The organism is Mesorhizobium sp. M0174 (assembly GCF_040322275.1).
Lineage (GTDB): Bacteria > Pseudomonadota > Alphaproteobacteria > Rhizobiales > Rhizobiaceae > Mesorhizobium.
Genome location: NZ_JAMYTB010000002.1, coordinates 312,841 through 335,445, shown reverse-complemented (window position 1 = coordinate 335,445; position 22,605 = coordinate 312,841). Strand labels below are relative to the sequence as shown.

The following is a 22,605-nucleotide window of genomic DNA, read 5'->3' as shown; positions in this document are numbered from 1 at the left end:
GCGGCCCTGCCCTGTCAAGGGTAGTGGCGGCGATCATTGGTCTTTCGCCGGGCGGCGGAGCCAGGAGATAAGGACACCGGCAAGGGCGGCGGCAAGGCCGTACCAGGTTATCGCATATTGCAGATGGCTGTTCGGCAGGTCGATGACGGTGACGCCGCCGACCGGCAGCCCGCCGGGGTTGGGCGTGGCGTTCGCATCGATGAAGATCGGCACCAGCGCCGCACCTGCCGGCAGGCCGGCGCTCGAGGCCATCGCATCACGATCCTTCCAGTAGAAGATGTTCTTCTGCGGATCATTGTCGGGAAGCATCATCGAGGGCCTGGCCGGCAGCGGGTTGCGGGCGAGCCCCGTCACCGTCACTTCGCCCGTTACCTGCCCCTGCGGCCGCTTGGCTGGGTCCTTGAAATCGTAAGGCACGAAGCCGCGGTTGATCAGTACGAAACGGCCATCGTCGAGTTGCAGCGGCGTGAAGACATCGAAACCGGACTGGCCTTCCCAGGTGGCGAGGAAATGCCGCTCGCCTTGATGCAGGAAAGTGCCGGTCACCGTTACCGGCGTGTAGTCCACGTCGCGGGTGGCAGCAAACCGCTTTTCGACCTCGGCCAATGGCACAGGCGCCGAATGCGTGCGCTGGTCTATCGTCTGGAGAAGGCCCTCTTTCCAGTGCAGGCGCTGAACCTGCCAGGTGCCGAGCGCCAGCAGGATCAAAAACACGATGATACCCAGGCCGAGTGCCAATGCGCGCTTGGGCCGCGACCGGCCGGCCACCAAACCTGATGCCTCGCTCATTCGCCGCGGTCCAGCCGGCCCTCGGCCGCCTTGTTGCGGTATTGCAGCGTCAGCAGCACGCCCTTGATCAGCCGGAGCGCCGCCAGGCAAAGCACCAGCGTCAGCGGAATCCACAGCAGCAGATGCAGCCAGAGCGGCGGATTGAGCGTCACCTCCGTCCACAACGCCAGGCCGACGACGATGAAGCCGATGATCAGGATAACGAACACCGCCGGCCCGTCGCCGGCATCGGCGAAGGAATAATCGAGGCCGCAATTGGTGCAGCGATTGCCGACCGTGAGGAATCCAGAAAACAGCTTGCCCTCGCCGCAGCGCGGGCAGCGGCCATGCAGGCCGGCCGGGATCGGATCGATTGGTGGCCAGATCGCCTTGTCGTCGCTCATCGGATCATCCTAGGAGCATTTGCCGCAAAAGATAAGGCGGCCACGTCGCCGCAGCCGCCTTGTCGATTTCCTCAGGTCGATCTCAATGCGGTTCGATCATCGCGCCGTTCGATGCCCAGACGTAGATCGAGGCAAACAGGAACAGCCACACCACGTCGACGAAGTGCCAGTACCAGGCGGCGGCCTCGAAGCCGAAATGCTGCTTGGGCGTGAAGTCGCCCTTCATGGCGCGGATCAGGCAGACCAACAGGAAGATCGTGCCGATGATGACGTGGAAGCCGTGGAAGCCGGTCGCCATGAAGAAGGTGGCGCCGTAGATCGAATCCCTGAAGCCGAACGGCGCGTGCATGTACTCGTAGGCCTGCACCATGGTGAACAGCATGCCGAGGCCGACGGTCAGCACCAAGCCATTGATCAGGCCTTTGCGGTCGCCGTGGATGAGCGAGTGATGCGCCCATGTCACCGTGGTGCCCGACAGAAGCAGGATGACGGTGTTGTAGAGCGGCAGGTGGAAGGGGTCGAGAACTTCGATGCCCTTGGGCGGCCAGACGCCGCCGGTGAAGGCGGTGCGGGCGTATTGATGGACCTCGCCCGGAAACAGGCTGGCGTCGAAGAAGGCCCAAAACCAGGCGACGAAGAACATCACCTCGGAGGCAATGAACATGATCATGCCGTAGCGCAGATGCAGCGACACGACGCGGGTGTGGCGACCCTCATGCGCCTCCTTGATGGTGTCGGACCACCAGGCGAACATCGTGTAGATGACGATCAAAAGGCCGATGAAGAACAGCCACGGATTGGCAATGTTGAAACCGAAGATCGGGAAATCGCCGCCCTTGAGATACTGCATGTAACAGACGCCGCCGATCGCGGTCACCAGCGCCCCGACGGAGCCCAGAAAAGGCCACGGGCTCGGGTCGACGAGATGATAGTCATGCTGTGGTTTTGCGTGTGCGTCTGCCATATCAACCCCCGAGGCTTGCTTCGGTATCTGAAATCTTGTTGCGGCGGCCGTCGGCCGGCACCGATGATGCGACCGGCTTGGTCTTGTCGACCGGGAACATCGTGTAGGACAGGGTAATCGTCCTCAAATCCTTCAATTCCGGCGCGTTGACGATGTCGGGATCGACATAGAACACGACCGGCATGTCCAGCGTCTCGCCCGGCTTCAACGTCGTGTCGGTGAAGCAGAAACACTCGACCTTGTTGAAGTAAGGTCCGGCCAGTTCCGGCTGCACGTTGAAGGTGGCGCGTCCGGTGATGGGCCGGCTGAATTTGTTCGTCGCGCTGAAATGCGCCTCGGCGGTCTCGCCGATCTTGATGGTGATCGAGCGGTCGACCGGCTGGAATTGCCAGGGAACGCCGGCGGTGTTGGCATCAAAGCGGATGGTGATGTCGCGGTCGAGCACCCGATCGGCATATTGCTGGGTCGCCCGTTTGACGGTGCCGCCGTAGCCTGTCGCCTGGCAGAACATCGCATAGAGCGGCACCGCGGCGTAGGCCATGCCGATCATGCCGCCGAAGAACGCGATGCAGACGGCAGCGACGACGCGGTTCGTATTCTTCTTCGTAGGATCGGTGACTGTTTGCCTGGTCATCGTCAGCTCACATCGAGCCAGGGAAACTGTGGCCAAATTTCACGATGGTCGCGACGTAGAATATGACGACCAGCGCCGCCAGCGCCAAACCGATTGCGGCCGAGCGATTGCGGCGCGCCTTCTGCTGACGTTCGGTCAGTGTGACCAGTTCAAGCTGCTTTTCGGCCATGCTCATGCTCCGCCGATGGTCAGCGCGCGCGCGACGACGCAATCGCCAAGGTAGGTGGCGAAGATAGCGAAGAGATAAAGCAGCGAATAGCCGAACAAGGCCTTGGCCGGCTTCATCGCCCTGTCGTCATCGGCCATTTGCAGCACCTTCCACGCATACCAGACGAAGCCGGCGCCGAGCAGCAATGCAACGATGCCATAGGCCGGCGTGGTGAAGCCAAGAACCCATGGCAGCACGCCAACTGGCGCGAGGACCAGCGCATAGGCAAAGGTCTGGCGCCTGGTCGCGGGATGGCCGGCGACATTCGGCATCATCGGAATGCCTGCCTTGGCGTAGTCCTCCGACTTGAACAGCGCGAGCGCCCAGAAATGCGGTGGCGTCCACAGGAAGATGATCAGGAACAGCACCAAGCTTTCGAGGCTGACCGATCCGGTTACCGCCGCCCAGCCGATGACCGGCGGAATGGCGCCGGCAGCACCGCCGATGACGATGTTCTGCGGCGTCCGGCGCTTCAGCCACATCGTATAGATGACAGCATAGAAAAAGATGGTGAAGGCCAGAAGCGATGCGGCCAACCAGTTGACCAGCACGCCGAGCGTCATCACCGACAGAACCGAAAGCACCAGCCCGAAACTCAATGCCTCGCCTGGCCGGATGCGGCCGGCCGGCACGGGACGGCCGGCGGTGCGCGTCATCACCGCATCGATGTCTGCGTCGTACCACATGTTGAGCGCACCGGACGCGCCAGCACCAATGGCAATAGCCAGGATCGCGATCACCGCCAGCAGCGGATTGATGGTCACCGGAGCGGCGACCATGCCGACAAACGCGGTGAACACCACCAGCGACATGACGCGCGGCTTCAGCAGGGCGAAGAAATCGCCCGCCGTCGCTTCCGACATGCGGAAGCCTGGCTCGTCAATCAGTCTGTCTTCGGCAAGGGCCATGCGTACTTAAAGTCCATCATTCCGTTGGCCAAAACCGCCGGTCGGCCGGCGGTTCCGTATTAAAGGAGGCAACCGCCTACTTGATCTTCGGCAACTGTTCCCACTGGTGGAACGGCGGCGGCGAAGGCAGCTGCCATTCCAGCGTGGTCGCACCCTCGCCCCAAGGATTGGCGCCGGCGACACGCTTCTTCTGGAACGCCTCGAAGACGCCGAACAGGAAAATGACGACGCCGACAGCCGAGATGTACGAGCCGTAGGACGACACCATATTCCAGCCGGCGAAGGCATCCGGATAGTCGATATAGCGACGCGGCATACCGGAAAGGCCGAGGAAGTGCTGCGGGAAAAAAACCAGGTTGACGCCGACGAAAGTGACCCAGAAGTGGGTGTTGGCGATCACCGGCGAATACATGTAGCCGGTCATTTTCGGGAACCAGTAGTACCAGCCGGCGAAGATGGCGAAGACCGCGCCCAGCGACAGCACGTAGTGGAAGTGCGCGACCACGAAATAGGTGTCGTGCAGCGGGCGGTCGAGGCCGGCATTGGCCAGCTGCACGCCGGTGACGCCGCCAACAGTGAACAGGAAGATGAAGCCGATCGCCCACAGCATCGGCGTCTTGAGCGAAATCGACCCGCCCCACATAGTGGCGATCCACGAGAAGATCTTCACACCCGTCGGCACCGCGATGACCATGGTGGCAAAGACGAAATAGCGCTGTGTGTCGAGTGACAGGCCCGTCGTGTACATGTGGTGGGCCCAGACGATGAAGCCCACTGCGCCGATGGCAACCATCGCATAGGCCATGCCTAGATAACCGAACACTGGCTTCCTCGAAAAGGTCGAGATGATGTGGCTGATGATGCCGAAACCCGGGAGGATCAGAATGTAGACCTCCGGATGGCCGAAGAACCAGAACAGGTGCTGGAACAGGATCGGATCGCCGCCGCCGTCCGGGGCGAAGAAGGTGGTGCCGAAATTGCGGTCGGTCAACAGCATGGTGATGCCGCCGGCCAACACTGGAAGCGACAGAAGCAGCAGGAAGGCGGTGATCAACACCGACCAGGCGAACAGCGGCATCTTGTGCATGGTCATGCCGGGCGCGCGCATGTTGAAGATGGTGGTGATGAAGTTGATGGCGCCAAGAATCGAGGAGGCGCCGGCGATGTGGATTGAAAGGATCGCCAGGTCCATGGCCGGTCCGGGCTGGCCCGATGTCGATAGCGGCGGATAAAGCGTCCAGCCGCCGCCGACGCCGTAGGCGCCGGGCGCACTCGGGACGAAGGCGGAGATAATCAGCAGGATGAAAGCCGGCGGCAGCAGCCAGAACGAGACGTTGTTCATGCGCGGGAAGGCCATGTCCGGCGCGCCGATCATGATCGGCACCATCCAGTTGGCAAAACCGCCTATCAGCGCCGGCATCACCATGAAGAAGATCATGATCAGCGCATGCGCCGTGGTGAAAGCATTGTACATGCTCTTGCCGCCGTCGATAGCGGCGTCACCATTCATGCCGTAGACCATCTGCGCCAGGCCAGTGAATATCTGGATGCCCGGCTCCTGCAATTCCATGCGCATGACGACCGACAAGGCGCCACCGATGCAGCCCGCCATGATCGCGAAGATCAGATAAAGCGTGCCAATGTCCTTGTGGTTGGTCGAATACACCCACCGGACCCAGCCATGATACGGCTTGTGGTCGTGGTCGTCGTGAACTGCAGCGTCTGCCATGATCGGCTCCGTTCCCTGAATCTTTTCTGGTCGCGGCATCAGTTGCCGGCGGCCGCTACCTTGTTCGTGCCATCGACCTCGGCCATCAGCGCCTTGTTGGCGCCGGGAAGGTCGGTCTTGGCTGCCGCCAGCCAGGTCTTGTATTGCGCATCGGAGACGACGCGAATAGCGATCGGCATGAAGGCGTGGTCCTTGCCGCAGAGTTCGGAACACTGGCCATAATAGAGGCCTTCCTTGTCGGCCTTGAACCACACCTCGTTGATGCGGCCCGGCACCGCATCGGTCTTGATGCCGAAGGACGGCATGGCAAACGCGTGAATGACGTCGGTCGCCGTCACCAGCACCCGGGTCATGGTGTTGACCGGCACCACCATCTCATTGTCGACGGCGAGCAGGCGCGGATACGCGGCGCGATCTTCCTTGCCGGCAGCAGCCCTGTCGGCATCCTGAAGGATCGCGGAATTGAAGGAAAGCGTATTGTCGACCTGGTATTCGTAGTCCCAGTTCCACTGATTTCCGGTCGCCTTGACGGTCAGCTTGGCTTCTTCCGGCGGCGTGTACTGCGCGGTCAGCAGCTGGAACGAGGGAATGGCGAGACAGAGCAGGATCACGACGGGACCGACAGTCCAGATGACCTCGATCAGCGTGTTGTGGCTGGTGCGCGACGGGGTCGGGTTGACGCTCGCCCGGAACCGCAAAATGCAGTAGGCGATCAGGAAAAGCACCAAGGCGGTGATCACAATGATGAACGCGAACGAGTAGTTCCCGAACCACTCGATCTGCCTCATAATGTCGGTCGCCGCAGGCTGAAAACTGGTTTCCCAAGGCTGGGGCTGGGCTGCACGAGCCGATGCAGCGGCAAACAACGTGGCGGCGGCACTAGCTACGATTTTGGCGGTTGCCAGGAATTTTCTCATCGCCCTCGTTATCTCCCAGTTCCTCGCGATCGGACCGCAAGAATGTCGAACAATGCCGGGACGGGAATCCCGGACAATTCAAGGCTGGTTCAAACCATACTCTATTTGCCTCCGCAAGAAAGGAGCGCCGGAACCCGTGCGGCATTTTTGCGCGCAAGCGCGGCGCTGGCTTCGTGCGGTGATGGCTCGCCGCGAATCACCAGAGCGGCATCCGAGTAGAATGAGCCGCGCGGCGCGCGGAACCGTCGCAATTAGGGCGAAATTGGCACTGAAAAGCGCATTGTCGCCTGTGTCGGGGCAGATCGCCGGGGTCTCGTCCTTTACTTGGGTTTAGTGCGGCTTAAAGTGCCGTGATTCGCAATGGAGCCGTCATGAACCCTTGGCTTTCGAGAACCTTGGCGAAGGTCATCCTTGTTGCCGCCGCAATAGCCTTGCCCGGCGCCGGCCTGGCCAATGCCGCGCAGCCAAGCGGCACGGTGAAGTCGACGCATGGGGCGTGGTCGATCATCTGCGATACGCCGGCCGGTGCTACGTCCGAACAATGCGTGATGATGCAGAACGTCGTCGCCGAGGACCGCCCGGAAATGGGTCTTTCCGTCGTCGTGCTGCGTACAGCCGACAATAAGGCCGAAATCCTTCGCGTGCTGGCGCCGCTCGGCGTGCTGTTGCCCAACGGGCTCGGCCTCAATGTCGACGGCAAGGATATCGGCCGCGCCTATTTCGTGCGCTGTTTCCAGGACGGCTGCTACGCCGAGGTCATCCTGGAAAAGCCGCTGCTCGACACGCTGAAGACCGGTACGTCCGCCACCTTCATCGTCTTCCAGACGCCGGAGGAGGGCATCGGCATTCCCGTCGACCTCAAGGGTTTCGCCGACGGCTTTGCCGCCCTGCCTTGAGGCTGCACGTTGACGCTGAAACTGCTCGATGCGGACGACTTCGAGATATTCAGGCGAATTCGCCTGGAGGCTTTGCGCGCTGCGCCCGAAGCCTTCGCCAGCAGCGCAGCGGAATGGGAGCAACTTCCCGACGAGGAATGGCGGCGGCGCCTGACGAACAACCTGGTTGTCGTCAGCTTTCGGAGCGGGGAACCTGTCGGCATAATGGGCCTGATGCGCCAGCCGGCCAGCAAGATGGCGCACCGCGCGACGATCGTCATGGTCTATTTGCGCGGCAGCGAGCGTGGCGGCGGATACGCCGTCAAGATGCTCAATCTGCTGCTCGATCACGCCCGAGCATTGGGCATAAGGCAGGTCGAGCTGGCTGTAAGTGCTGAAAATCCAGCGGCCATACGATTCTATCAACGAGAAGGTTTTCACGAAGTAGGCTGCATACCGGCCGGCTTTCTTCATGAAGGCAGGGAGATCGACGAAATCATGATGGCACGCCGCTTGACTTAGGTCGTGGTGTTCCACCGTGAAGTTGCCGAACGGCGCCCAGGCGCCTACATGCCGTAAATCACTTCTCAAGAGGCCAGCGCCATGAACAGCCTGATCGGCCAATTCGACATTTCCGACGATCGCATCAAGCAGATCGTCGCCGAGACTATAAACGGCGCCGACGACGGTGAACTGTTTCTCGAATACAGCGAAAGCGAAGCGCTGATGTTCGACAATGGCAAGCTGAAGACCGCCAATTTCAACACCGACCAGGGTTTTGGCCTGCGCGCAGTCGCCGGCGAGGCCAGCGGCTACGCCCATTCCAGTGATCTCTCCGAAGCCTCGCTGCTGCGCGCCGCCGACGCGGTTTCGACGGTGAAGAGCGGCTATTCCGGCAGGCTTGCTGCGGCTCCCGCCCGCACCAACCGCCATCTCTACGGTGACGGAAACCCTATCCCCTCGCCTTCCTTCGAGACCAAGGCCAAGCTGCTTCAGGAAATCGATGCCTGGCTGCGATCGGAGGACCCGCGCGTCCGGCAGGTGACGGCGTCGCTCGCCGCCTCTTGGCAGCATGTCGAGATCGTGCGCGCTGATGGCCAGATGGTCCGCGACATCCGCCCGCTGGTCAGGATCAACGTGTCGGTGGTGGTCGGCGACGGTGACCGCCAGGAGAGCGGCTCCTACGGCATGGGCGGGCGCAAGGATTTTGGCGAGTTCCTGATCGAGGACAGCTGGAAGCATGCGGCCAAGGAGGCGCTGCGGCAAGCACTGGTCAATCTCGAAGCGGTTCCCGCGCCTGCCGGCACTTTCGACATCGTGCTGTCGAGCGGCTGGCCGGGCGTCATGCTGCACGAGGCCGTCGGCCACGGGCTGGAAGGCGATTTCAACCGCAAGAAGACGTCTGCCTTCGCCGGCCTGCTTGGCCAGCAGGTGGCGGCGAAAGGCGTCACCGTCGTCGACGACGGCACCATTCCCGAACGGCGTGGTTCGCTGACCGTCGACGATGAAGGCACGCCTTCTGCCCACAACGTGTTGATCGACGATGGCAAGCTGGTCGGTTACATGCAGGACCGCCAGAACGCGCGTCTGATGGGCATGAAAGCCACCGGCAACGGGCGGCGCCAAGGTTACGCACACGAGCCGATGCCGCGCATGACCAACACCTACATGACCGCAGGCGACATGGAGCCGGAGGAAATCATTGCCTCGGTCAAGAACGGCATCTATGCCGTGTCGTTCGGCGGCGGCCAGGTCGACATCACTTCGGGCAAGTTCGTGTTCGGTTGCACCGAGGCCTACATGATCGAGAACGGCAAGGTAACGCAGCCGATCAAGGGCGCCATGCTGATCGGCAACGGGCCGGATGCCATGCATCGTGTGGCGATGATCGGTAACGACATGACGCTCGACACCGGCATCGGCATGTGCGGCAAGGCCGGACAGGGCGTGCCGGTCGGCGTCGGCCAGCCGCATCTCAGGATGAACCAGATGACGGTCGGCGGCACCAGGGTTTGATGCGGCCGGCGGTCCGGCATCGCTGTTTCGAACACCCTGTCCGTCCTGTCGTCCCATTGAGCTATTCGAGCCTTGAATTGGGCGCGATCTTCACTTATCTTACGTTCGTCTTACATCCAGAGGAGCGCCATCATGGCTGCCGCGGAAAAGCTCGTGACCACCGTCTCGACCAAGGGACAGGTCATCCTGCCCAGTTCGATCCGGAAACGGAGAGAATGGGACGCCGGCACACGCCTTCTGGTCGAAGATACCCCGGAGGGAGTGCTACTGAAGCCTGCGCCAGTCTTCGCCGAGACGCGGCCAGAGGACGTGTTTGGATCGCTGCGCTATAGCGGCAGACCGAAGACGTTGGAAGAAATGGACGCGGGCGTGCTCGCCGAAGCGCGGCGGCGCCATGCTCGCGATTGATACCAACCTGATCGTCCGCTACCTGACGGACGATCACCCGACTCAGTCTTCCCGCGCCCGCGCGTTGATCGATAGCCAGCCAGTCTTTGTCGCCGTCACGGTAATGCTGGAGGTCGAGTGGGTGTTGCGCAGCGCCTACGGTTTGGCACCGCTCGAAATCGCCCGCACGCTACGGGCGTTTAGCGGGCTCCCTACGGTAGAGGTGGAAGACGGGACGGTCGTGTCGTCCGCGCTCGACCTCTCGGAAAGGGGATTGGATTTCGCTGATGCGCTGCATCTGGGCAAATCTGCTCACTGCGTTGGCTTCGCGACTTTTGATCGTAAGTTCGTCACGGCAGCGCAGGCGGCTGGATATGACGGCGTGCAAGAAGCATAGCAGTTTATGGCCACCCAGCCTGGCATGAAGGCGACCGTTCAGGCATAGATACCGGAACGAGCGGCCTGCAGGTAAGCGAGAACCTTATCCGTCTTGCCTTCGCGAACCAGATCATAGGCGGTCTTTCCCACCCAGCCGGGATCGGCTGATGTTTGAACCAGATCGCTGCACGCACTTGATCGCCGGTCATCTCGCCGGCCGTCGCCAGAATACGAATGATGGGGCTCAATGCGGCGTCGACCTTGCGCGCTCCGGTCTTAGCGGCAAACGTGTCGCGGGCGATGCCGCTCAGGCCCGCCAGTTCCCGAGCAGTTCAGCCATCCGCTTCGACGAGAGAAACGGCGTCCGCTCCTCGCCGCAGCGCGATGCCGAAATATCAAAGGCTTTGGCTCATTATAAATTTCCTAGAATATTTGACCGGCGTACGCTTAAATGCGCTTTTTTAGTGCGCATTTCACGCCCGATAAATGCTGCTAGCGCCTTCTCTTGGGCTTCTCCAGCAATGCCACTGCCTCGACATGTGGCGACCACAGGAACTGGTCGATCGGGGTTACGCTCTTCAAGGCGTAACCGCCATCGAGGAGGATGCGAAGATCCCGCGCCAGCGTTGCCGGATTGCAGGACACCGCGGCGACGAGCGGCACGTCGGAGCGCGCGATCTGCTTCGACTGATCCTCGGCGCCGGCGCGGGGCGGGTCGAAGACTACGCCGTCAAAGGCATTCAACTCCTTGAATGTGAGCGGCCTCCGGAACAGGTCGCGACGTTCGCCGGTCACCCGCTTCAGGCCGCTGGCGAAACGGAATGCCCGGTCGAGCGCCGCGAGTGCTGCCGCATCGCCTTCCACCGCGTGAACCTCAGATCTTGCGGCCAGGCGCAGCGCGAAGCTGCCGCAGCCGGCGAAGAGATCGGCGACCTTTTTGGCGCGCGCGAAATGCTGGCCGACAATGTTGGCCATCGCCTGTTCGGCAGCCTCGGTCGCCTGCAGGAAAGCGCCCGGAGGCAGTGCGACGGTGACGCCATCAAACAGGACGACCGGTTTCTTTGGTTCGATAATGATCTCGCCGTCGACCGACAGCCTGGCTAGCCCCTCGGCGATGACGAAGTTGGACGCGACGCGGCGCTGGTTCTCGCCGAGCTTGCCGGAATCGTGAACCGCGACATCAAGGCCGGAACCGGTCACCGTTACCGCCATGTGGAACGATTTGGTCGTGGTGCAGATCAGCCCGGCAAGCATCCTCAAACGGCCGAGCGCAGCGACGATCTGCGGCAGCGAGATCGGGCATTCCTCGATCGAGATGATCTCGGATGACAGCGCGCGAACAAAGCCGAACTGCATTCCCGCCTCGCTCCGCCGGGCGGTGAAGACGACGCGGCGGCGCGTGTGCGGCGAGCACGGCACCAGCGCGCCGACATCGCAAGCGATGCCCTTGCTCTTCAGCGCATGCACGACCTTTTCGCGCTTCCACCGGTGATAGGCTTCTGTCTCGAGATGCTGAACGGCGCAGCCGCCGCACGCGCCGAAATGCCGGCACGGCGGATCGACCCGCAACGGCGAAGCCTCAAGGACCGACATCAAGGTGGCGCGATCTTTCTCCCGCGCGGCGGTGACGATCTCTTCCGGCAGCGCGAACGGAATGAAAACCTCGCCGGTTTCCGTCTCGGCGATGCCGTCGCCCTGCGAGCCCAACCTCGCGATCGTGAAACGGGTGCTCATCGCTTCTGGGTCTCGACGTCCTTGATGCCGCCGAGCAGGAACTCGCGGTTGCCGTCACCGCCCTCTATCGGCGACAGGTGCAGCCCTAGCGAGCGCCAGCCGGGAATGGCATCGAGCCAGTCCTGCATCAGGCCGGCAATACGCGCCGCATCATAGGGGTCCTTCAGCAGCCCGCCCTTGCCGATCGCCTCGCGGCCGGCCTCGAACTGCGGCTTGACCAGAAACACAGCCTTTGCGCCGTTCCCGGCCAAGGCAAGCGCCGGCGGCAGCGCCAGTTTCAGCGAGATGAAGCTGACGTCCGAGACGACGAAATCCGGCACACGGCCGCCGAGATCGGCTGCCGACAGTTCGCGCGCATTCAGGCCCTCAATTACCGTCACGCGCGGATCGCCGGCAATGTCGGAGTGCATCTGGCCGTGCCCGACATCGATCGCCGTGACATGCGCCGCGCCGCGTTCGAGCAGCACCTGCGTGAAGCCGCCGGTCGAGGCGCCGACATCGAGGGCTTCGCTGCCGGTGGGGTCGAGGCCGAAATGGTCGAGACCAGCCTTCAGCTTCAGTGCGGCGCGCGACACGTAACCTTGCGCCGGATCATCAACGACGATGTTGCACTCAGGCAGAACGGCCTGGCTTGGCTTGCGGGCGACGATGCCATCGACCGTCACGGTGCCGCGCCCCACGGCATCGCGGGCACGCGAGCGGCTGGCAAACAGGCCGCGCTGGACGAGCAATTCGTCGAGCCTCTGGCGTATGCTGGCTGGCGGAAGGGAAGTCATCGGCCTTCATGGCGAATGCCAACGATGATGGCAAGGATATTGGCGATGAGACAAGGCATGGCTGGAAAAGCGGTGAACGCATCAAGCCGCTCCGCTACCAGTCGAACCTCGCGCCAGGCGCGACGCAATGCTAAGAACGAGATGCCGTTTTGCGGTCGAAACGCGGAGGAGGAAATGCTGACGGGAACCTGCCACTGCGGTGCCGCCCGCTGGACCCTGGAGGGCGATCCCGGTTCGGTCACTGCCTGCAACTGCACACTTTGCCGCCGCTACGGCACGCTCTGGGCTTACGACTATATCGACGAACGCATCCGCCTTGCCGGGCCCGTAAGCGCCTATAGTCGCGTCGGAAAGGCTCATCCTTCACTTGAGATTCTCTTCTGTCCAACGTGCGCTTGCGTCCTGGCCTGGCGCGGTTTGCGTCCCGATGCGGCTGGGCGCTACCGCATCGCCGTCAATGTGAGGCTTGCGCCGCCCGAGGCCGTCGCCGATCTCCCGATCGACCATTTCGATGGTCTCGATACATTCGAGGATTTGCCGAGAGATGGTCGCTGCGTGCGGGATATGTGGTTCTAGTTTCTAGAGTCTCTTCGGGATCATGCTTTAGAATATCTTCCGCGAAACCCGCCGTTCGACGGCCGGCGTCAGACCGTCGCTGCTGTCGCCGGACACCTGCGTGCGCGGCCGGAAACCAGCAGCGTAAACAGCACGTTACGACTGTTCGCCGGCAATTTGATTCAAGCAGTTGAGATTTTGATTCAGACCGGCATCTTGCAGCCAAGTTGAATCGCTTCGGCGTCGCGGGACATGCGTCTAAAAACTAGGCGCGCTGGGCCTGCGCGGTATGCCCCAACGCCACGAACACAGTGCGCACGATGCCGGCGCTGTCCAGCCCGGCATCGGCATACATCTTTTCCGGCTTGGCATGGTCGACGAAGGCGTCGGGCAGCACGAGCGGGCGCACCTTCAAGCCGCTCTCCAGCAGCCCTTCATGGGCCAGGAACTGCAGCACATGGCTGGCGAAGCCGCCGACCGCGCCCTCTTCCACCGTCACCAGGATCTCGTGCGAACGGGCCAGCCGCCGGATCAGGTCCTCGTCGAGCGGCTTGGCAAAACGGGCATCGGCGACCGTGGTCGAAAGCCCGGCCGCGCCAAGCTCCTCGGCCGCGGCAAGGCAATCCTGCAGCCTGGTGCCGAAGGAAAGCAGCGCAACCTTGGTGCCTTCCCTGACGATCCGGCCCTTGCCGATCTCCAATACCGAGCCTCGTTGCGGCATCTCGACGCCAACGCCGTTGCCGCGCGGGTAGCGGAAGGCGATCGGGCCGTCATCGAAGCTTGCAGCGGTGCGTACCATGTGGCGCAGCTCGGCCTCATCGGCCGCGGCCATGACGACGAAACCGGGCAGCGTCGCCAGGAAGGTCGTGTCGAAGGCGCCGCAATGGGTGGCACCATCGGCGCCGACGAAGCCGGCGCGGTCGATCGGAAAGCGCACCGGCAATTTCTGGATCGCCACGTCGTGGACGACCTGGTCGTAGGCGCGCTGGAGAAAGGTCGAGTAGATCGCGGCGAAAGGCTTGAAGCCTTCCGTGGCAAGGCCGGCGGCGAAGGTAACCGCATGCTGCTCGGCGATGCCGACATCGAAGGTCCTCGCCGGAAACGCTTCGCCGAACAGGTCAAGCCCGGTGCCGTTCGGCATGGCGGCGGTGATGGCGACGATGCGGTCGTCCTCTCGGGCCTCCTGGATCAGACTTTCGGCAAACACCTTCGTATAGCTCGGCGCATTGGCGTGCGCCTTGGCCTGGGCGCCGGTGATGACGTCGAATTTGTTGACGCCATGATATTTGTCGGCCGCGGCCTCGGCCGGGGCGTAGCCCTTGCCCTTCTGGGTCACGACATGGATCAGCACCGGGCCGTCGGCATTGTCGCGGACGTTCTTCAGCACCGGGATCAGGTGCTCGAGGTTGTGACCGTCGATCGGACCGATGTGGTAGAAACCCATCTCCTCGAACAGCGTGCCGCCGGTGACGTAACCGCGCGCGTGCTCGACCGCGCGCTTGATGGCGCGATCGGCGCGCTCGCCAAGATAGGACGTCAGCTTCTTGCCGAAATCGCGCAACCCAAGATAGGTCTTGCCTGAGGCGAGCCGCGCCAGATAGGCGCTCATCGCACCGGTCGGCGGGGCGATCGACATGTCGTTGTCGTTCAAGATGACGATCAGCCGGGCATCGAGTGCGCCGGCATTGTTCATCGCCTCGTAGGCCATGCCGGCCGACATGGCGCCGTCGCCGATGACGGCAATGACATTGTTGCGGCCATCGGACAGATCGCGCGCCATCGCCATGCCGAGGCCGGCTGAAATCGAGGTTGAGGAGTGGGCTGCGCCAAACGGATCGTATTCGCTCTCGACGCGACGCGTGAAGCCGGACAGGCCGCCCTCCTGCCGCAGCGTGCGGATGCGGTCGCGGCGGCCGGTCAGGATCTTGTGCGGATAGGCCTGGTGGCCGACGTCCCAGATCAGCCGGTCGTCCGGCGTGTTGAAGACGTAGTGCAGCGCGACAGTCAGTTCGACCACGCCGAGGCCGGCGCCGAGATGGCCGCCGGTGTGGGAAACGACGTCGATCAGTTCGGCGCGAAGCTCTGACGCCAGCTGCGGCAGGTCGGCTTCGGCAAGCGTGCGCAAATCGGCTGGGACGCGGACCTTGTCGAGAAGCGGCGTATCGGGCTTTGCGTTCACTGTTTGCGAGCCTGGTCAGATTTTCTGTTCATCGTGAAATATGCCGCTGGCCGGCGAATGTAAATGTGGCGGTAACGCGCATCAGCTTTCGGGCAGCGGGATGAACTCTTGCTCGTCTCCAGGAACGATATCGAAGCGGCCCGTCTTCCATTCTTCTTTCGCCTGCTCGATGCGTTCCTTTGAGGACGATACGAAATTCCACCAGATATAACGTTTCGAACCGAGCGAAGCGCCGCCAAACAGCATGAAATGGGCGCCGCCCTCCGATGAAACAACGATCTCATCGCCGGGCCGGAAAACCAGCAGCCGCTCGGCCGGGAAGCGGTCACCGGATATCGAAACCTCGCCTGCCAGCGTATAGATGGCGCGCTCCTCGGCGTCGGCCGGGATCTTCACGCTGGCACCCGGCGCCAACCTGAGATCGGCATAGAGCGTGTCCGAAGCGGTGGCGACCGGGGAGCGCAGCCCGGACAATGCACCGATGACGATACGGCCGCTGACACCCTCTGCATCGATTTCGGGCAGGCGCAGGGCCGCGGTGTTTTCGAAGACCGGCGCGACCTCTTCCTTGCCGTCCGGCAGCGCCAGCCATGTCTGCAGGCCGGAAACCGACATCGGCAAGCCGCGCAGTTCTTCCGGCGTGCGCTCCGAATGGACGATGCCGCGGCCGGCGGTCATCAAATTCACGTCGCCGGGCTGGATCACCATCTCGGTGCCGAGCGAATCGCGGTGCCTGATCTTGCCGTCGAACAGGTAAGTCACCGTCGACAGGCCGATATGCGGATGCGGGCGCACGTCGAGCGCCTGGCCGGCCCGCAGAACGGCTGGACCCATGCGGTCGAAGAAGATGAAGGGTCCGACCAGCCGGCGCCTGGCCGTCGGCAAGGCGCGGCGAACCTGAAATCCGCCGATGTCCTTGGCATTCGGAATGACCATCAGTTCGATCTGATCGCTGGCGAAGGCATCGCCCATCTGCGGATCGTTTCCGGGAAAGAAGCTCACGCGGTCCCCTCAGGCGAAGCGAAGTGCAGATTTGGCCTTCGCCTTGGCCGCCACCTCTTCGCGATTGCGCGGATGCTGCGTCGTCTCGAGGCTGTCGAGCAATTCACGCGCCGAGGCGGCAATGGCCTCGACGGCATGGTCGAACGCATGCTGGTTCTGTTTCGACGGCCGTGTCGTTCCGCTCAGCTTGCGGACAAACTGAAGTGCGGCATCGCGGACCTCGTCATTGGTTGCCGGCGGATCGAAATTGAACAGGGTTTTGATGTTTCTGCACATCGTTCGCAATCTCCTCTCGTCCTGGAGCCGTTTCAAACGGGATGAGTTTTACCCTCAATCGTGATGATGTCCAAAGCCGGTAAGCACAATCGTCGTTCGAGGCCGCGCCTCAGTCCGCATCCAGCGGCTCTGTCCCCACCGGCTTGCCGTCACGCGACAGCCTGATTTTCTCGACCTTGTCCTCGGCCGCTTTCAGCAGCCGGTCGCAATGCGCCTTCAGCGCCTCGCCGCGCTCGTAAATGCGGATCGACTGGTCGAGCGGCACGTCGCCGCGCTCCAGATCGTCGACGATCCGTTCCAGCGCCTCGAGCGCCTGCTCGAAGCTCATCGCCTTGACGTCCTCGTTGGTCTCACCAGCCATCATCTATCCCTTCATCAGCCGCCCGACATGGGCGGCGACCGAAAATGCCAATCCCTGCAGATCGTAGCCGCCCTCGAGAACGCTGACGAGCCGGTTGCGACTATGGCGCCCGGCTCGTTCGAGCAACTGGCCGGTCGCCCAGTCGAAATCATCCTCGGTCAGGTTGATCTCGGCCAGCGGATCGCGGTGGTGGGCGTCGAAACCGGCGGAGATGATGATGAGATCGGGCGCAAAATTGTCGAGCGCCGGCAGGATGCGTGACAGAAAGGCGTCACGGAAAACATCGCTGCCGCTCTGCGGCGCCAGCGGCGCGTTGACGATGTTGCCGGCGCCGGTTTCGCTCGCGGCGCCGGTTCCCGGGTAAAGCGGCATCTGGTGTGTCGAGCAATAGAGCACCGACGGATCGTCCCAGAAGATGTCCTGCGTGCCGTTGCCGTGATGCACATCCCAGTCGACGACGGCGACACGGCCGGCGCCATGGTTCTTCTGCGCGTAGCGTGCCGCGATCGCCGCGGTGTTGAACAGGCAAAAACCCATGGAGGTGGTCTTTTCGGCATGATGGCCGGGCGGCCGTGCGGCGACGAAGACGTTCTCGGCACGGCCGGTGAAGACGTCATCGACCGCGGCGTTGGCAGCTCCGATCGCGGTCACGGCAGCCTGCCAGCTCTTCGGGCTGGCGGTGGTATCGGCGTCGATACGGGCGATGCCGGTGTCCGGTATCGCTGCACGGACACGTTCGACGAATTCGGGCGGATGCGCGTAGAGAATGGTTGCCTCGTCGCCTTCAGGCGCCTGGACGCGATCGAGCGCCGCGAAGGCCTCGTCGTCAAGCACACGCTCTATGGCGCGCAGACGGTCCGGCCGCTCCGGATGACCGGGCGGTGTTATGTGCTCGAGGAAAATCGGATGCGTGTAAAGTCTCGTGACCATGCCCCGATATAGGCGCGCCTTACCGCTTTGGCCATGTTTTCGCGCGCTGGTGACGCGATGTTCAACAGGGTTTAGGCAACCGGCGTCGGCCGAGCCCACCGCGAGCCGCCTGGGATTGGCGAAAAGATGATCTCAGGCCGGTGATCGGTCAACCTCGGGCTGCATCGCTGACGGTCGATCAGGTTGATGCAGCCTGCCGGTGCGATTGAGCAGCCCCTCCAGAAGAACCTTGAACGCCTTCACTGCCTTCTTCGACGTCGCTTCGGGATCGTTCGAATTTGCGATCCACTGCGCCGCATGCAGCGAGGCGCCGCTGACCAGCCTTGCCGCGGCTTCGGGATCGACGGCGAGAATTGTCCCCTCGTCGCTCAGTCTTTGCAGGCTCTCTGTCATCGAGCGGATGCATGTGCTCTGGCTTGGCCATTGCGATGGATCGCCGAGCACCGCCGGCCCGTCGCGAAGCACGATACGCTGGATCTCCGGCTCCAGCGCCATCTCGATATAGGCGGTGCATTCGTCGACAAAGCCCTGCCAGAGATTGTCCGGCTTGGCCGAAACGACCTTCAGCCGGGCTGCCATTTCGGCGTCGATCTCGGCGATAACCGCCTGGAGCAGGCCCTTCTTGTCGCCGAAGTGATGATAGAGCGCACCGCGCGTCAGCCCGGCCGATGCCGTGAAGTTATCCATCGAGGCTTCGGCATAGCCGAGCGTGCCGAAGGCCTGGCGCGCCGCGGCAATCAGTTTGGCGCGGGTCTCGGCAATCATCTCCTTGCGTGGTTTGTGCATGCACTGGCCCTATTAACATACGCTTCGCATGCCAATTGACATACGCCACGTATGATCTATTTAAACTCATACGCTACGTATGTAATCGCCGAACCGGCCGTTGTCGAGGAGCCAGACCATGCAAAATCCCTATTCCCAGATCTTTCGCGCGCCGGGCGCCAAGGGCTTTGCTGCCGCCGGGTTCGTTGCCCGGCTGCCGATGGCCATGGCTCCGATCGGGATCGTCGCAATGCTGTCGCAGACCGATGGCCAATACTGGCTGGCCGGTGCCGTTTCCGCGACATATGCGCTGGCCAACGCTTTCGTCGCCCCGCAGGTATCGCGACTGGTGGACCGCCTCGGCCAGACGCGGATTGTGGTGCCGACCACCATGATTTCCGCGCTCGCCTTCGCGATCCTGATTGCAGCGACCAATCAGCATTGGCCGATATGGACGCTATTCGTCTCGGCGCTGCTCGCCGCCGTCATGCCCAGCATCCCGGCAATGGTGCGCGCACGCTGGACCGAAATCTTCCGCAACCGCCCCGAGTTGAACACGGCGTTCGCCTTCGAGTCGGCGGCGGACGAACTGGTCTACATCGCCGGCGCATCGCTGTCGGTCGGACTGAGTGTCGCGCTTTTCCCGGAAGCGGGAGTGCTCGCGAGCACATTGTTCCTGGCCTTCGGTTCGACGGCCTTCATCCTGCAGCGCTCGACCGAACCGCGAGCGCGACCGGTGGAACACGGTTCGGGCGGCTCGGCAATCCGCCTGCGGCCGGTCCAGATCATCACCTTGGCCCTGATCTTCATCGGCGCGACCTTCGCCACCACGGAGGTGAGCACCGTGGCGATCACCAAGGAGCTTGGCCAGCCGGGCGCCGCCAGCTTCGTCATCGGCGTCTACGCGCTCGGATCGTTCGTCGTCGGCATCGTCATCGGCGCCCTGAACCTGAAAGTGCCGCTGCAGATTCAGCTTGCCATCGCAATCGCCATCATTGCGCTCACCACGCTGCCGCTGCTCGTCGCCGACACCGTGCCGCTGCTGGCACTGGCCGTCTTCGTCAGCGGCGTGGCAATCTCGCCGACCTTCATCACGGCATTCGGCCTGATCGAGCGGCGCGTGCCGGAGGCGGTGCTGACCGAGGGCGTGACCTGGGTGATGACCGGCATCGGCATCGGCATGGCGCTCGGCTCCTTCGCCGCCGGCTGGGTGGTGGACGCTTTCGGCGCGCAGAACGGGTTCTGGGTATCGGTGGCATCGGGCACAATCGCTTTGGCCATCGTGCTCGCCGGCCAGCGCAGCCTTGCCGCGCCGAACTGCGACATGGCGGCATGCGACGCAGCCGCGGTCGCTGCGGAATAGTTTCCGGTGCGTCCGGCCCCGAGCCGGGGCCGGACGCATACCAGCACCGTGAGAATGGCCTAAAGAATCTCGGTCTTGGCGATGTGGATGCCAAAACCTTCGAGGCCGACATAATGGCGCTCGCGCGAGGCGATCAGATTTATCGAGGAAATTCCGAGATCCTTGAGGATTTGCGCGCCGAGGCCGATCTCGCGCCATTCGTTTTCGCGGCGGCGAGCCTCTTCGTGATCCTCGCGGTCGCCGGCAGCCGGGCGCTTGCGCTCCTGATGGGCGACGCCGACTGAGCCTTCGCGCAGATAGACGATGACGCCGCGCTTACGCTCGCCCATCGTCTTCATGATGGCGTCCAGTCTGTGGCTGGTGCCGAACACGTCGCTGACCACGTCCTCGGAATGAAGGCGCACCGGCACCTCCTCGCCGTCGCGGATGTCGCCGAAGACGATCGCTACATGATGCATCGAATCCCAGGGCAGCGTGTAGGTGAAGACCTGTGCCTTGCCGCCTGCCGTCTCAATGTCGGAACAGGCGACACGCTCGACCAGCGTTTCCTTGCGCTGCCGGTAGGCGATGAGGTCGGCAACCGAGATCTGCTTCAACCCGTGCTTTTCGGCGAAGGCCTGCACCTGCGGGCCACGCATGACGGTGCCGTCATCGTTGACCAGCTCGGAAATCACGCCGACCGGCGGCAGGCCGGCGAGCTTGCAGAGGTCGACAGCGGCCTCGGTATGGCCCGAACGCATCAGCACGCCGCCTTCGCGTGCGATCAGCGGAAAGATGTGACCGGGCCGGACGAAATCGGAGGCGCCGACATTGCCGTTGGCGAGGTTGCGGACAGTCAGAGTACGGTCGTCCGCCGAAATGCCGGTCGTGGTGCCGTGCTTGAAATCGACGCTGACGGTGAAGGCGGTGGTGTGGGCCGAATCATTGTCGGCGACCATCGGCGACAGGTTGAGCCGCTTGGCTTCCTCGCGCGGCATCGGCGTGCAGACGATGCCCGACGTGTTGCGAACGATGAACGCCATCTTTTCCGGCGTGCAATGGACGGCGGCTACGATCAGGTCGCCCTCGTTCTCGCGGCCGTCATCGTCCATAACGACGACGATCTCGCCGCGCTCGAAGGCGCGCAGGGCTTCGACGATCTTCTTCTGGTCGTAAGGCATAAGTGCTCGCTTCGCTCGCAGGGAATAGGGGAGTAGGGCAGTACGGGAGTAGAGAAAAGGAAAAAATGCTGTCGTGGGAGCTGCGTAACCTACTCCCCTACTCTACTCCCTACTGCCTTCCCGTTTGTCCCCGATGACGCAGATAATGATCGGCAATGGCGCAGGCAACCATCGCCTCGCCGATCGGTACAGCGCGGATGCCGACGCACGGATCGTGCCGGCCCTTGGTCATGATCTCGACGTCGTTACCGTCCTTGTCGATCGACTTTCGCGGCGTCAGGATCGACGAGGTCGGCTTGACGGCGAAACGCGCGACGATCGCCTGGCCGGTCGAGATGCCGCCGAGAATGCCGCCGGCATTGTTGGACAGGAAGACCGGCTTGCCGTCATTGCCCATGCGCATCTCATCGGCATTCTCCTCGCCGGTGATGCGGGCGGCCTCGAAACCGTTGCCGATCTCGACACCCTTGACGGCGTTGATCGACATCAGGCCGGCGGCGATGTCCTGGTCGAGCTTGGCATAGATCGGCGCGCCAAGCCCGGCCGGAACGCCGTCGGCGACGATCTCGATGACCGCACCGACCGAGGAGCCCGCCTTGCGGATGCCGTCCAGATATTTGGTGAAGACGGCGACGGACGCCGGATCAGGTGTGAAGAACGGGTTTTCGGCGTCGCCGACGAAATTCCAGTTCCAATTGGCGCGATCGATCGATTTATCGCCCATGGACACCAGCGCGCCGCGCACCACCATGCCGGGCACGACCTTCCGGGCAAGCGCTCCGGCCGCCACCCGCGCCGCCGTCTCACGCGCCGAGGAGCGGCCGCCGCCGCGGTAGTCGCGCAGACCGTATTTGACCTCGTACGTGTAATCGGCATGGCCCGGCCGGAACTGGCGGGCGATGTCGCCATAATCCTTCGAGCGCTGGTCGACATTCTCGATCAGCATCGACACCGGCGTGCCGGTCGTGATCATCGTCTCGCCGTCCTCATCGAGGACGAAGCCGGACAGGACCTTCACCTCATCCGGTTCGCGACGTTGCGTCACAAAACGTGACTGGCCGGGGCGGCGCTTGTCGAGTTCGGCCTGGATCTCGTCGCGAGTGAAGCGGATGCCTGGCGGACAGCCGTCGACGACGCAGCCCAACGCCGGCCCGTGGCTTTCGCCCCAGGTGGTGACGCGGAAAAGATGGCCGAACGTGTTGTGCGACATGGAACCAGCCCTGCCGGCGTCGGAGCCGGCCTAGCGCATAACCCCGAAAATCGGAGCGATTTTCGGAAAGGATCATGCACAAAATCAAAAGTGCTACAGCGTCCTT

General features: G+C 62.9%; 25 protein-coding genes and 1 pseudogene. 7 read left to right on the top strand and 19 right to left on the bottom strand.

Annotation, left to right across the window (positions count from 1 at the left end):
- Positions 1 to 33: 33 nt before the first annotated feature.
- The 8 genes from NKJ13_RS05105 to coxB all read right to left on the bottom strand — a co-directional run bounded on the left by NKJ13_RS05105 (position 34) and on the right by coxB (position 6,532).
- Entirely contained in the window at positions 34 to 789 is a 756-nt protein-coding gene (locus NKJ13_RS05105; protein ID WP_352505212.1) for an SURF1 family protein, read from the bottom strand.
- Complete coding sequence (locus NKJ13_RS05100) at positions 786 to 1,172, bottom strand: DUF983 domain-containing protein (RefSeq protein WP_352505213.1); 387 nt, start codon at positions 1,170 to 1,172, stop codon at positions 786 to 788. Before NKJ13_RS05100 ends, NKJ13_RS05105 begins: the two co-directional genes overlap by 4 nt.
- A gap of 82 nt (positions 1,173 to 1,254) precedes the next feature.
- Positions 1,255 to 2,136 (bottom strand): cytochrome c oxidase subunit 3, encoded by an 882-nt coding sequence (locus tag NKJ13_RS05095; RefSeq protein WP_254818455.1) that lies wholly within the window; start codon positions 2,134 to 2,136, stop codon positions 1,255 to 1,257.
- A 1-nt stretch (position 2,137) separates the two neighbouring features.
- Positions 2,138 to 2,770, bottom strand: a complete 633-nt coding sequence (locus NKJ13_RS05090; protein ID WP_352476673.1) for a cytochrome c oxidase assembly protein — start codon at positions 2,768 to 2,770, stop codon at positions 2,138 to 2,140.
- A gap of 7 nt (positions 2,771 to 2,777) precedes the next feature.
- The gene (locus tag NKJ13_RS05085) at positions 2,778 to 2,945 is read right to left on the bottom strand and encodes a cytochrome c oxidase system small membrane protein (protein WP_502900450.1); all 168 of its coding nucleotides are present in this window, start codon (positions 2,943 to 2,945) and stop codon (positions 2,778 to 2,780) included.
- Entirely contained in the window at positions 2,942 to 3,886 is a 945-nt protein-coding gene (locus NKJ13_RS05080; RefSeq protein ID WP_352505214.1) for a heme o synthase, read from the bottom strand. Before NKJ13_RS05080 ends, NKJ13_RS05085 begins: the two co-directional genes overlap by 4 nt.
- Before the next feature lie 76 nt (positions 3,887 to 3,962).
- Positions 3,963 to 5,615: a cytochrome c oxidase subunit I gene (ctaD, locus tag NKJ13_RS05075; protein WP_352476671.1), complete on the bottom strand. Its 1,653-nt coding sequence runs from the start codon at positions 5,613 to 5,615 to the stop codon at positions 3,963 to 3,965.
- 38 nt (positions 5,616 to 5,653) lie between these two features.
- Entirely contained in the window at positions 5,654 to 6,532 is an 879-nt protein-coding gene (gene coxB / locus NKJ13_RS05070) for a cytochrome c oxidase subunit II (RefSeq protein WP_254818655.1), read from the bottom strand.
- A gap of 371 nt (positions 6,533 to 6,903) precedes the next feature.
- On the opposite strand from coxB, the gene NKJ13_RS05065 reads away from it, so the two are divergent.
- From NKJ13_RS05065 to NKJ13_RS05045, 5 genes are all read left to right on the top strand, one after another.
- On the top strand, positions 6,904 to 7,428 hold the full coding sequence (locus tag NKJ13_RS05065) for an invasion associated locus B family protein (protein ID WP_254818452.1): 525 nt from the start codon (positions 6,904 to 6,906) through the stop codon (positions 7,426 to 7,428).
- A 9-nt stretch (positions 7,429 to 7,437) separates the two neighbouring features.
- Complete coding sequence (locus NKJ13_RS05060; protein ID WP_352505215.1) at positions 7,438 to 7,929, top strand: GNAT family N-acetyltransferase; 492 nt, start codon at positions 7,438 to 7,440, stop codon at positions 7,927 to 7,929.
- Positions 7,930 to 8,010: 81 nt separating this feature from the next.
- Positions 8,011 to 9,423, top strand: coding sequence for a metalloprotease TldD (tldD, locus tag NKJ13_RS05055; RefSeq protein WP_352505216.1), 1,413 nt, complete (start codon positions 8,011 to 8,013; stop codon positions 9,421 to 9,423).
- Between the two features lie 132 nt (positions 9,424 to 9,555).
- Complete coding sequence (locus tag NKJ13_RS05050; RefSeq protein ID WP_254818449.1) at positions 9,556 to 9,831, top strand: AbrB/MazE/SpoVT family DNA-binding domain-containing protein; 276 nt, start codon at positions 9,556 to 9,558, stop codon at positions 9,829 to 9,831.
- Positions 9,818 to 10,207 (top strand): type II toxin-antitoxin system VapC family toxin, encoded by a 390-nt coding sequence (locus NKJ13_RS05045; RefSeq protein ID WP_352505217.1) that lies wholly within the window; start codon positions 9,818 to 9,820, stop codon positions 10,205 to 10,207. Before NKJ13_RS05050 ends, NKJ13_RS05045 begins: the two co-directional genes overlap by 14 nt.
- A gap of 38 nt (positions 10,208 to 10,245) precedes the next feature.
- Here NKJ13_RS05045 and NKJ13_RS05040 read toward each other — a convergent pair.
- The 3 genes and pseudogenes from NKJ13_RS05040 to NKJ13_RS05030 all read right to left on the bottom strand — a co-directional run bounded on the left by NKJ13_RS05040 (position 10,246) and on the right by NKJ13_RS05030 (position 12,698).
- Positions 10,246 to 10,582: pseudogene (locus tag NKJ13_RS05040) on the bottom strand (antitoxin Xre/MbcA/ParS toxin-binding domain-containing protein).
- Positions 10,583 to 10,680: 98 nt separating this feature from the next.
- On the bottom strand, positions 10,681 to 11,922 hold the full coding sequence (locus NKJ13_RS05035; protein WP_352777196.1) for a class I SAM-dependent RNA methyltransferase: 1,242 nt from the start codon (positions 11,920 to 11,922) through the stop codon (positions 10,681 to 10,683).
- Positions 11,919 to 12,698, bottom strand: a complete 780-nt coding sequence (locus NKJ13_RS05030; protein ID WP_352737065.1) for a TlyA family RNA methyltransferase — start codon at positions 12,696 to 12,698, stop codon at positions 11,919 to 11,921. Before NKJ13_RS05030 ends, NKJ13_RS05035 begins: the two co-directional genes overlap by 4 nt.
- Before the next feature lie 174 nt (positions 12,699 to 12,872).
- On the opposite strand from NKJ13_RS05030, the gene NKJ13_RS05025 reads away from it, so the two are divergent.
- Positions 12,873 to 13,274 carry a GFA family protein gene (locus NKJ13_RS05025; RefSeq protein ID WP_352505221.1) on the top strand — a complete coding sequence of 134 codons (402 nt, stop codon included), beginning with the start codon at positions 12,873 to 12,875 and terminating at the stop codon, positions 13,272 to 13,274.
- Positions 13,275 to 13,518: 244 nt separating this feature from the next.
- On the opposite strand, the gene dxs is transcribed toward NKJ13_RS05025, so the two are convergent.
- The 6 genes from dxs to NKJ13_RS04995 form a co-directional block, all read right to left on the bottom strand.
- Positions 13,519 to 15,432 carry a 1-deoxy-D-xylulose-5-phosphate synthase gene (gene dxs, locus NKJ13_RS05020; RefSeq protein ID WP_352777194.1) on the bottom strand — a complete coding sequence of 638 codons (1,914 nt, stop codon included), beginning with the start codon at positions 15,430 to 15,432 and terminating at the stop codon, positions 13,519 to 13,521.
- 81 nt (positions 15,433 to 15,513) lie between these two features.
- Positions 15,514 to 16,434: a pirin family protein gene (locus tag NKJ13_RS05015; protein ID WP_352505222.1), complete on the bottom strand. Its 921-nt coding sequence runs from the start codon at positions 16,432 to 16,434 to the stop codon at positions 15,514 to 15,516.
- Between the two features lie 9 nt (positions 16,435 to 16,443).
- Positions 16,444 to 16,710, bottom strand: coding sequence for a DUF2277 domain-containing protein (locus NKJ13_RS05010; protein WP_023716908.1), 267 nt, complete (start codon positions 16,708 to 16,710; stop codon positions 16,444 to 16,446).
- A gap of 109 nt (positions 16,711 to 16,819) precedes the next feature.
- Positions 16,820 to 17,071: an exodeoxyribonuclease VII small subunit gene (locus NKJ13_RS05005; RefSeq protein WP_031211056.1), complete on the bottom strand. Its 252-nt coding sequence runs from the start codon at positions 17,069 to 17,071 to the stop codon at positions 16,820 to 16,822.
- Positions 17,072 to 17,074: 3 nt separating this feature from the next.
- Entirely contained in the window at positions 17,075 to 18,001 is a 927-nt protein-coding gene (locus NKJ13_RS05000) for a histone deacetylase family protein (RefSeq protein WP_352476662.1), read from the bottom strand.
- Positions 18,002 to 18,133: 132 nt separating this feature from the next.
- The gene (locus NKJ13_RS04995) at positions 18,134 to 18,787 is read right to left on the bottom strand and encodes a TetR/AcrR family transcriptional regulator (RefSeq protein ID WP_352505223.1); all 654 of its coding nucleotides are present in this window, start codon (positions 18,785 to 18,787) and stop codon (positions 18,134 to 18,136) included.
- A 118-nt stretch (positions 18,788 to 18,905) separates the two neighbouring features.
- On the opposite strand from NKJ13_RS04995, the gene NKJ13_RS04990 reads away from it, so the two are divergent.
- Complete coding sequence (locus tag NKJ13_RS04990; protein WP_352505224.1) at positions 18,906 to 20,129, top strand: MFS transporter; 1,224 nt, start codon at positions 18,906 to 18,908, stop codon at positions 20,127 to 20,129.
- A 59-nt stretch (positions 20,130 to 20,188) separates the two neighbouring features.
- Here NKJ13_RS04990 and ribB read toward each other — a convergent pair whose 3' ends face one another.
- Both ribB and aroC read right to left on the bottom strand, forming a co-directional pair.
- Positions 20,189 to 21,289, bottom strand: a complete 1,101-nt coding sequence (ribB, locus tag NKJ13_RS04985) for a 3,4-dihydroxy-2-butanone-4-phosphate synthase (RefSeq protein ID WP_254818438.1) — start codon at positions 21,287 to 21,289, stop codon at positions 20,189 to 20,191.
- 109 nt (positions 21,290 to 21,398) lie between these two features.
- Positions 21,399 to 22,499, bottom strand: a complete 1,101-nt coding sequence (gene aroC, locus NKJ13_RS04980; protein WP_352505225.1) for a chorismate synthase — start codon at positions 22,497 to 22,499, stop codon at positions 21,399 to 21,401.
- Positions 22,500 to 22,605 lie beyond the last annotated feature (106 nt).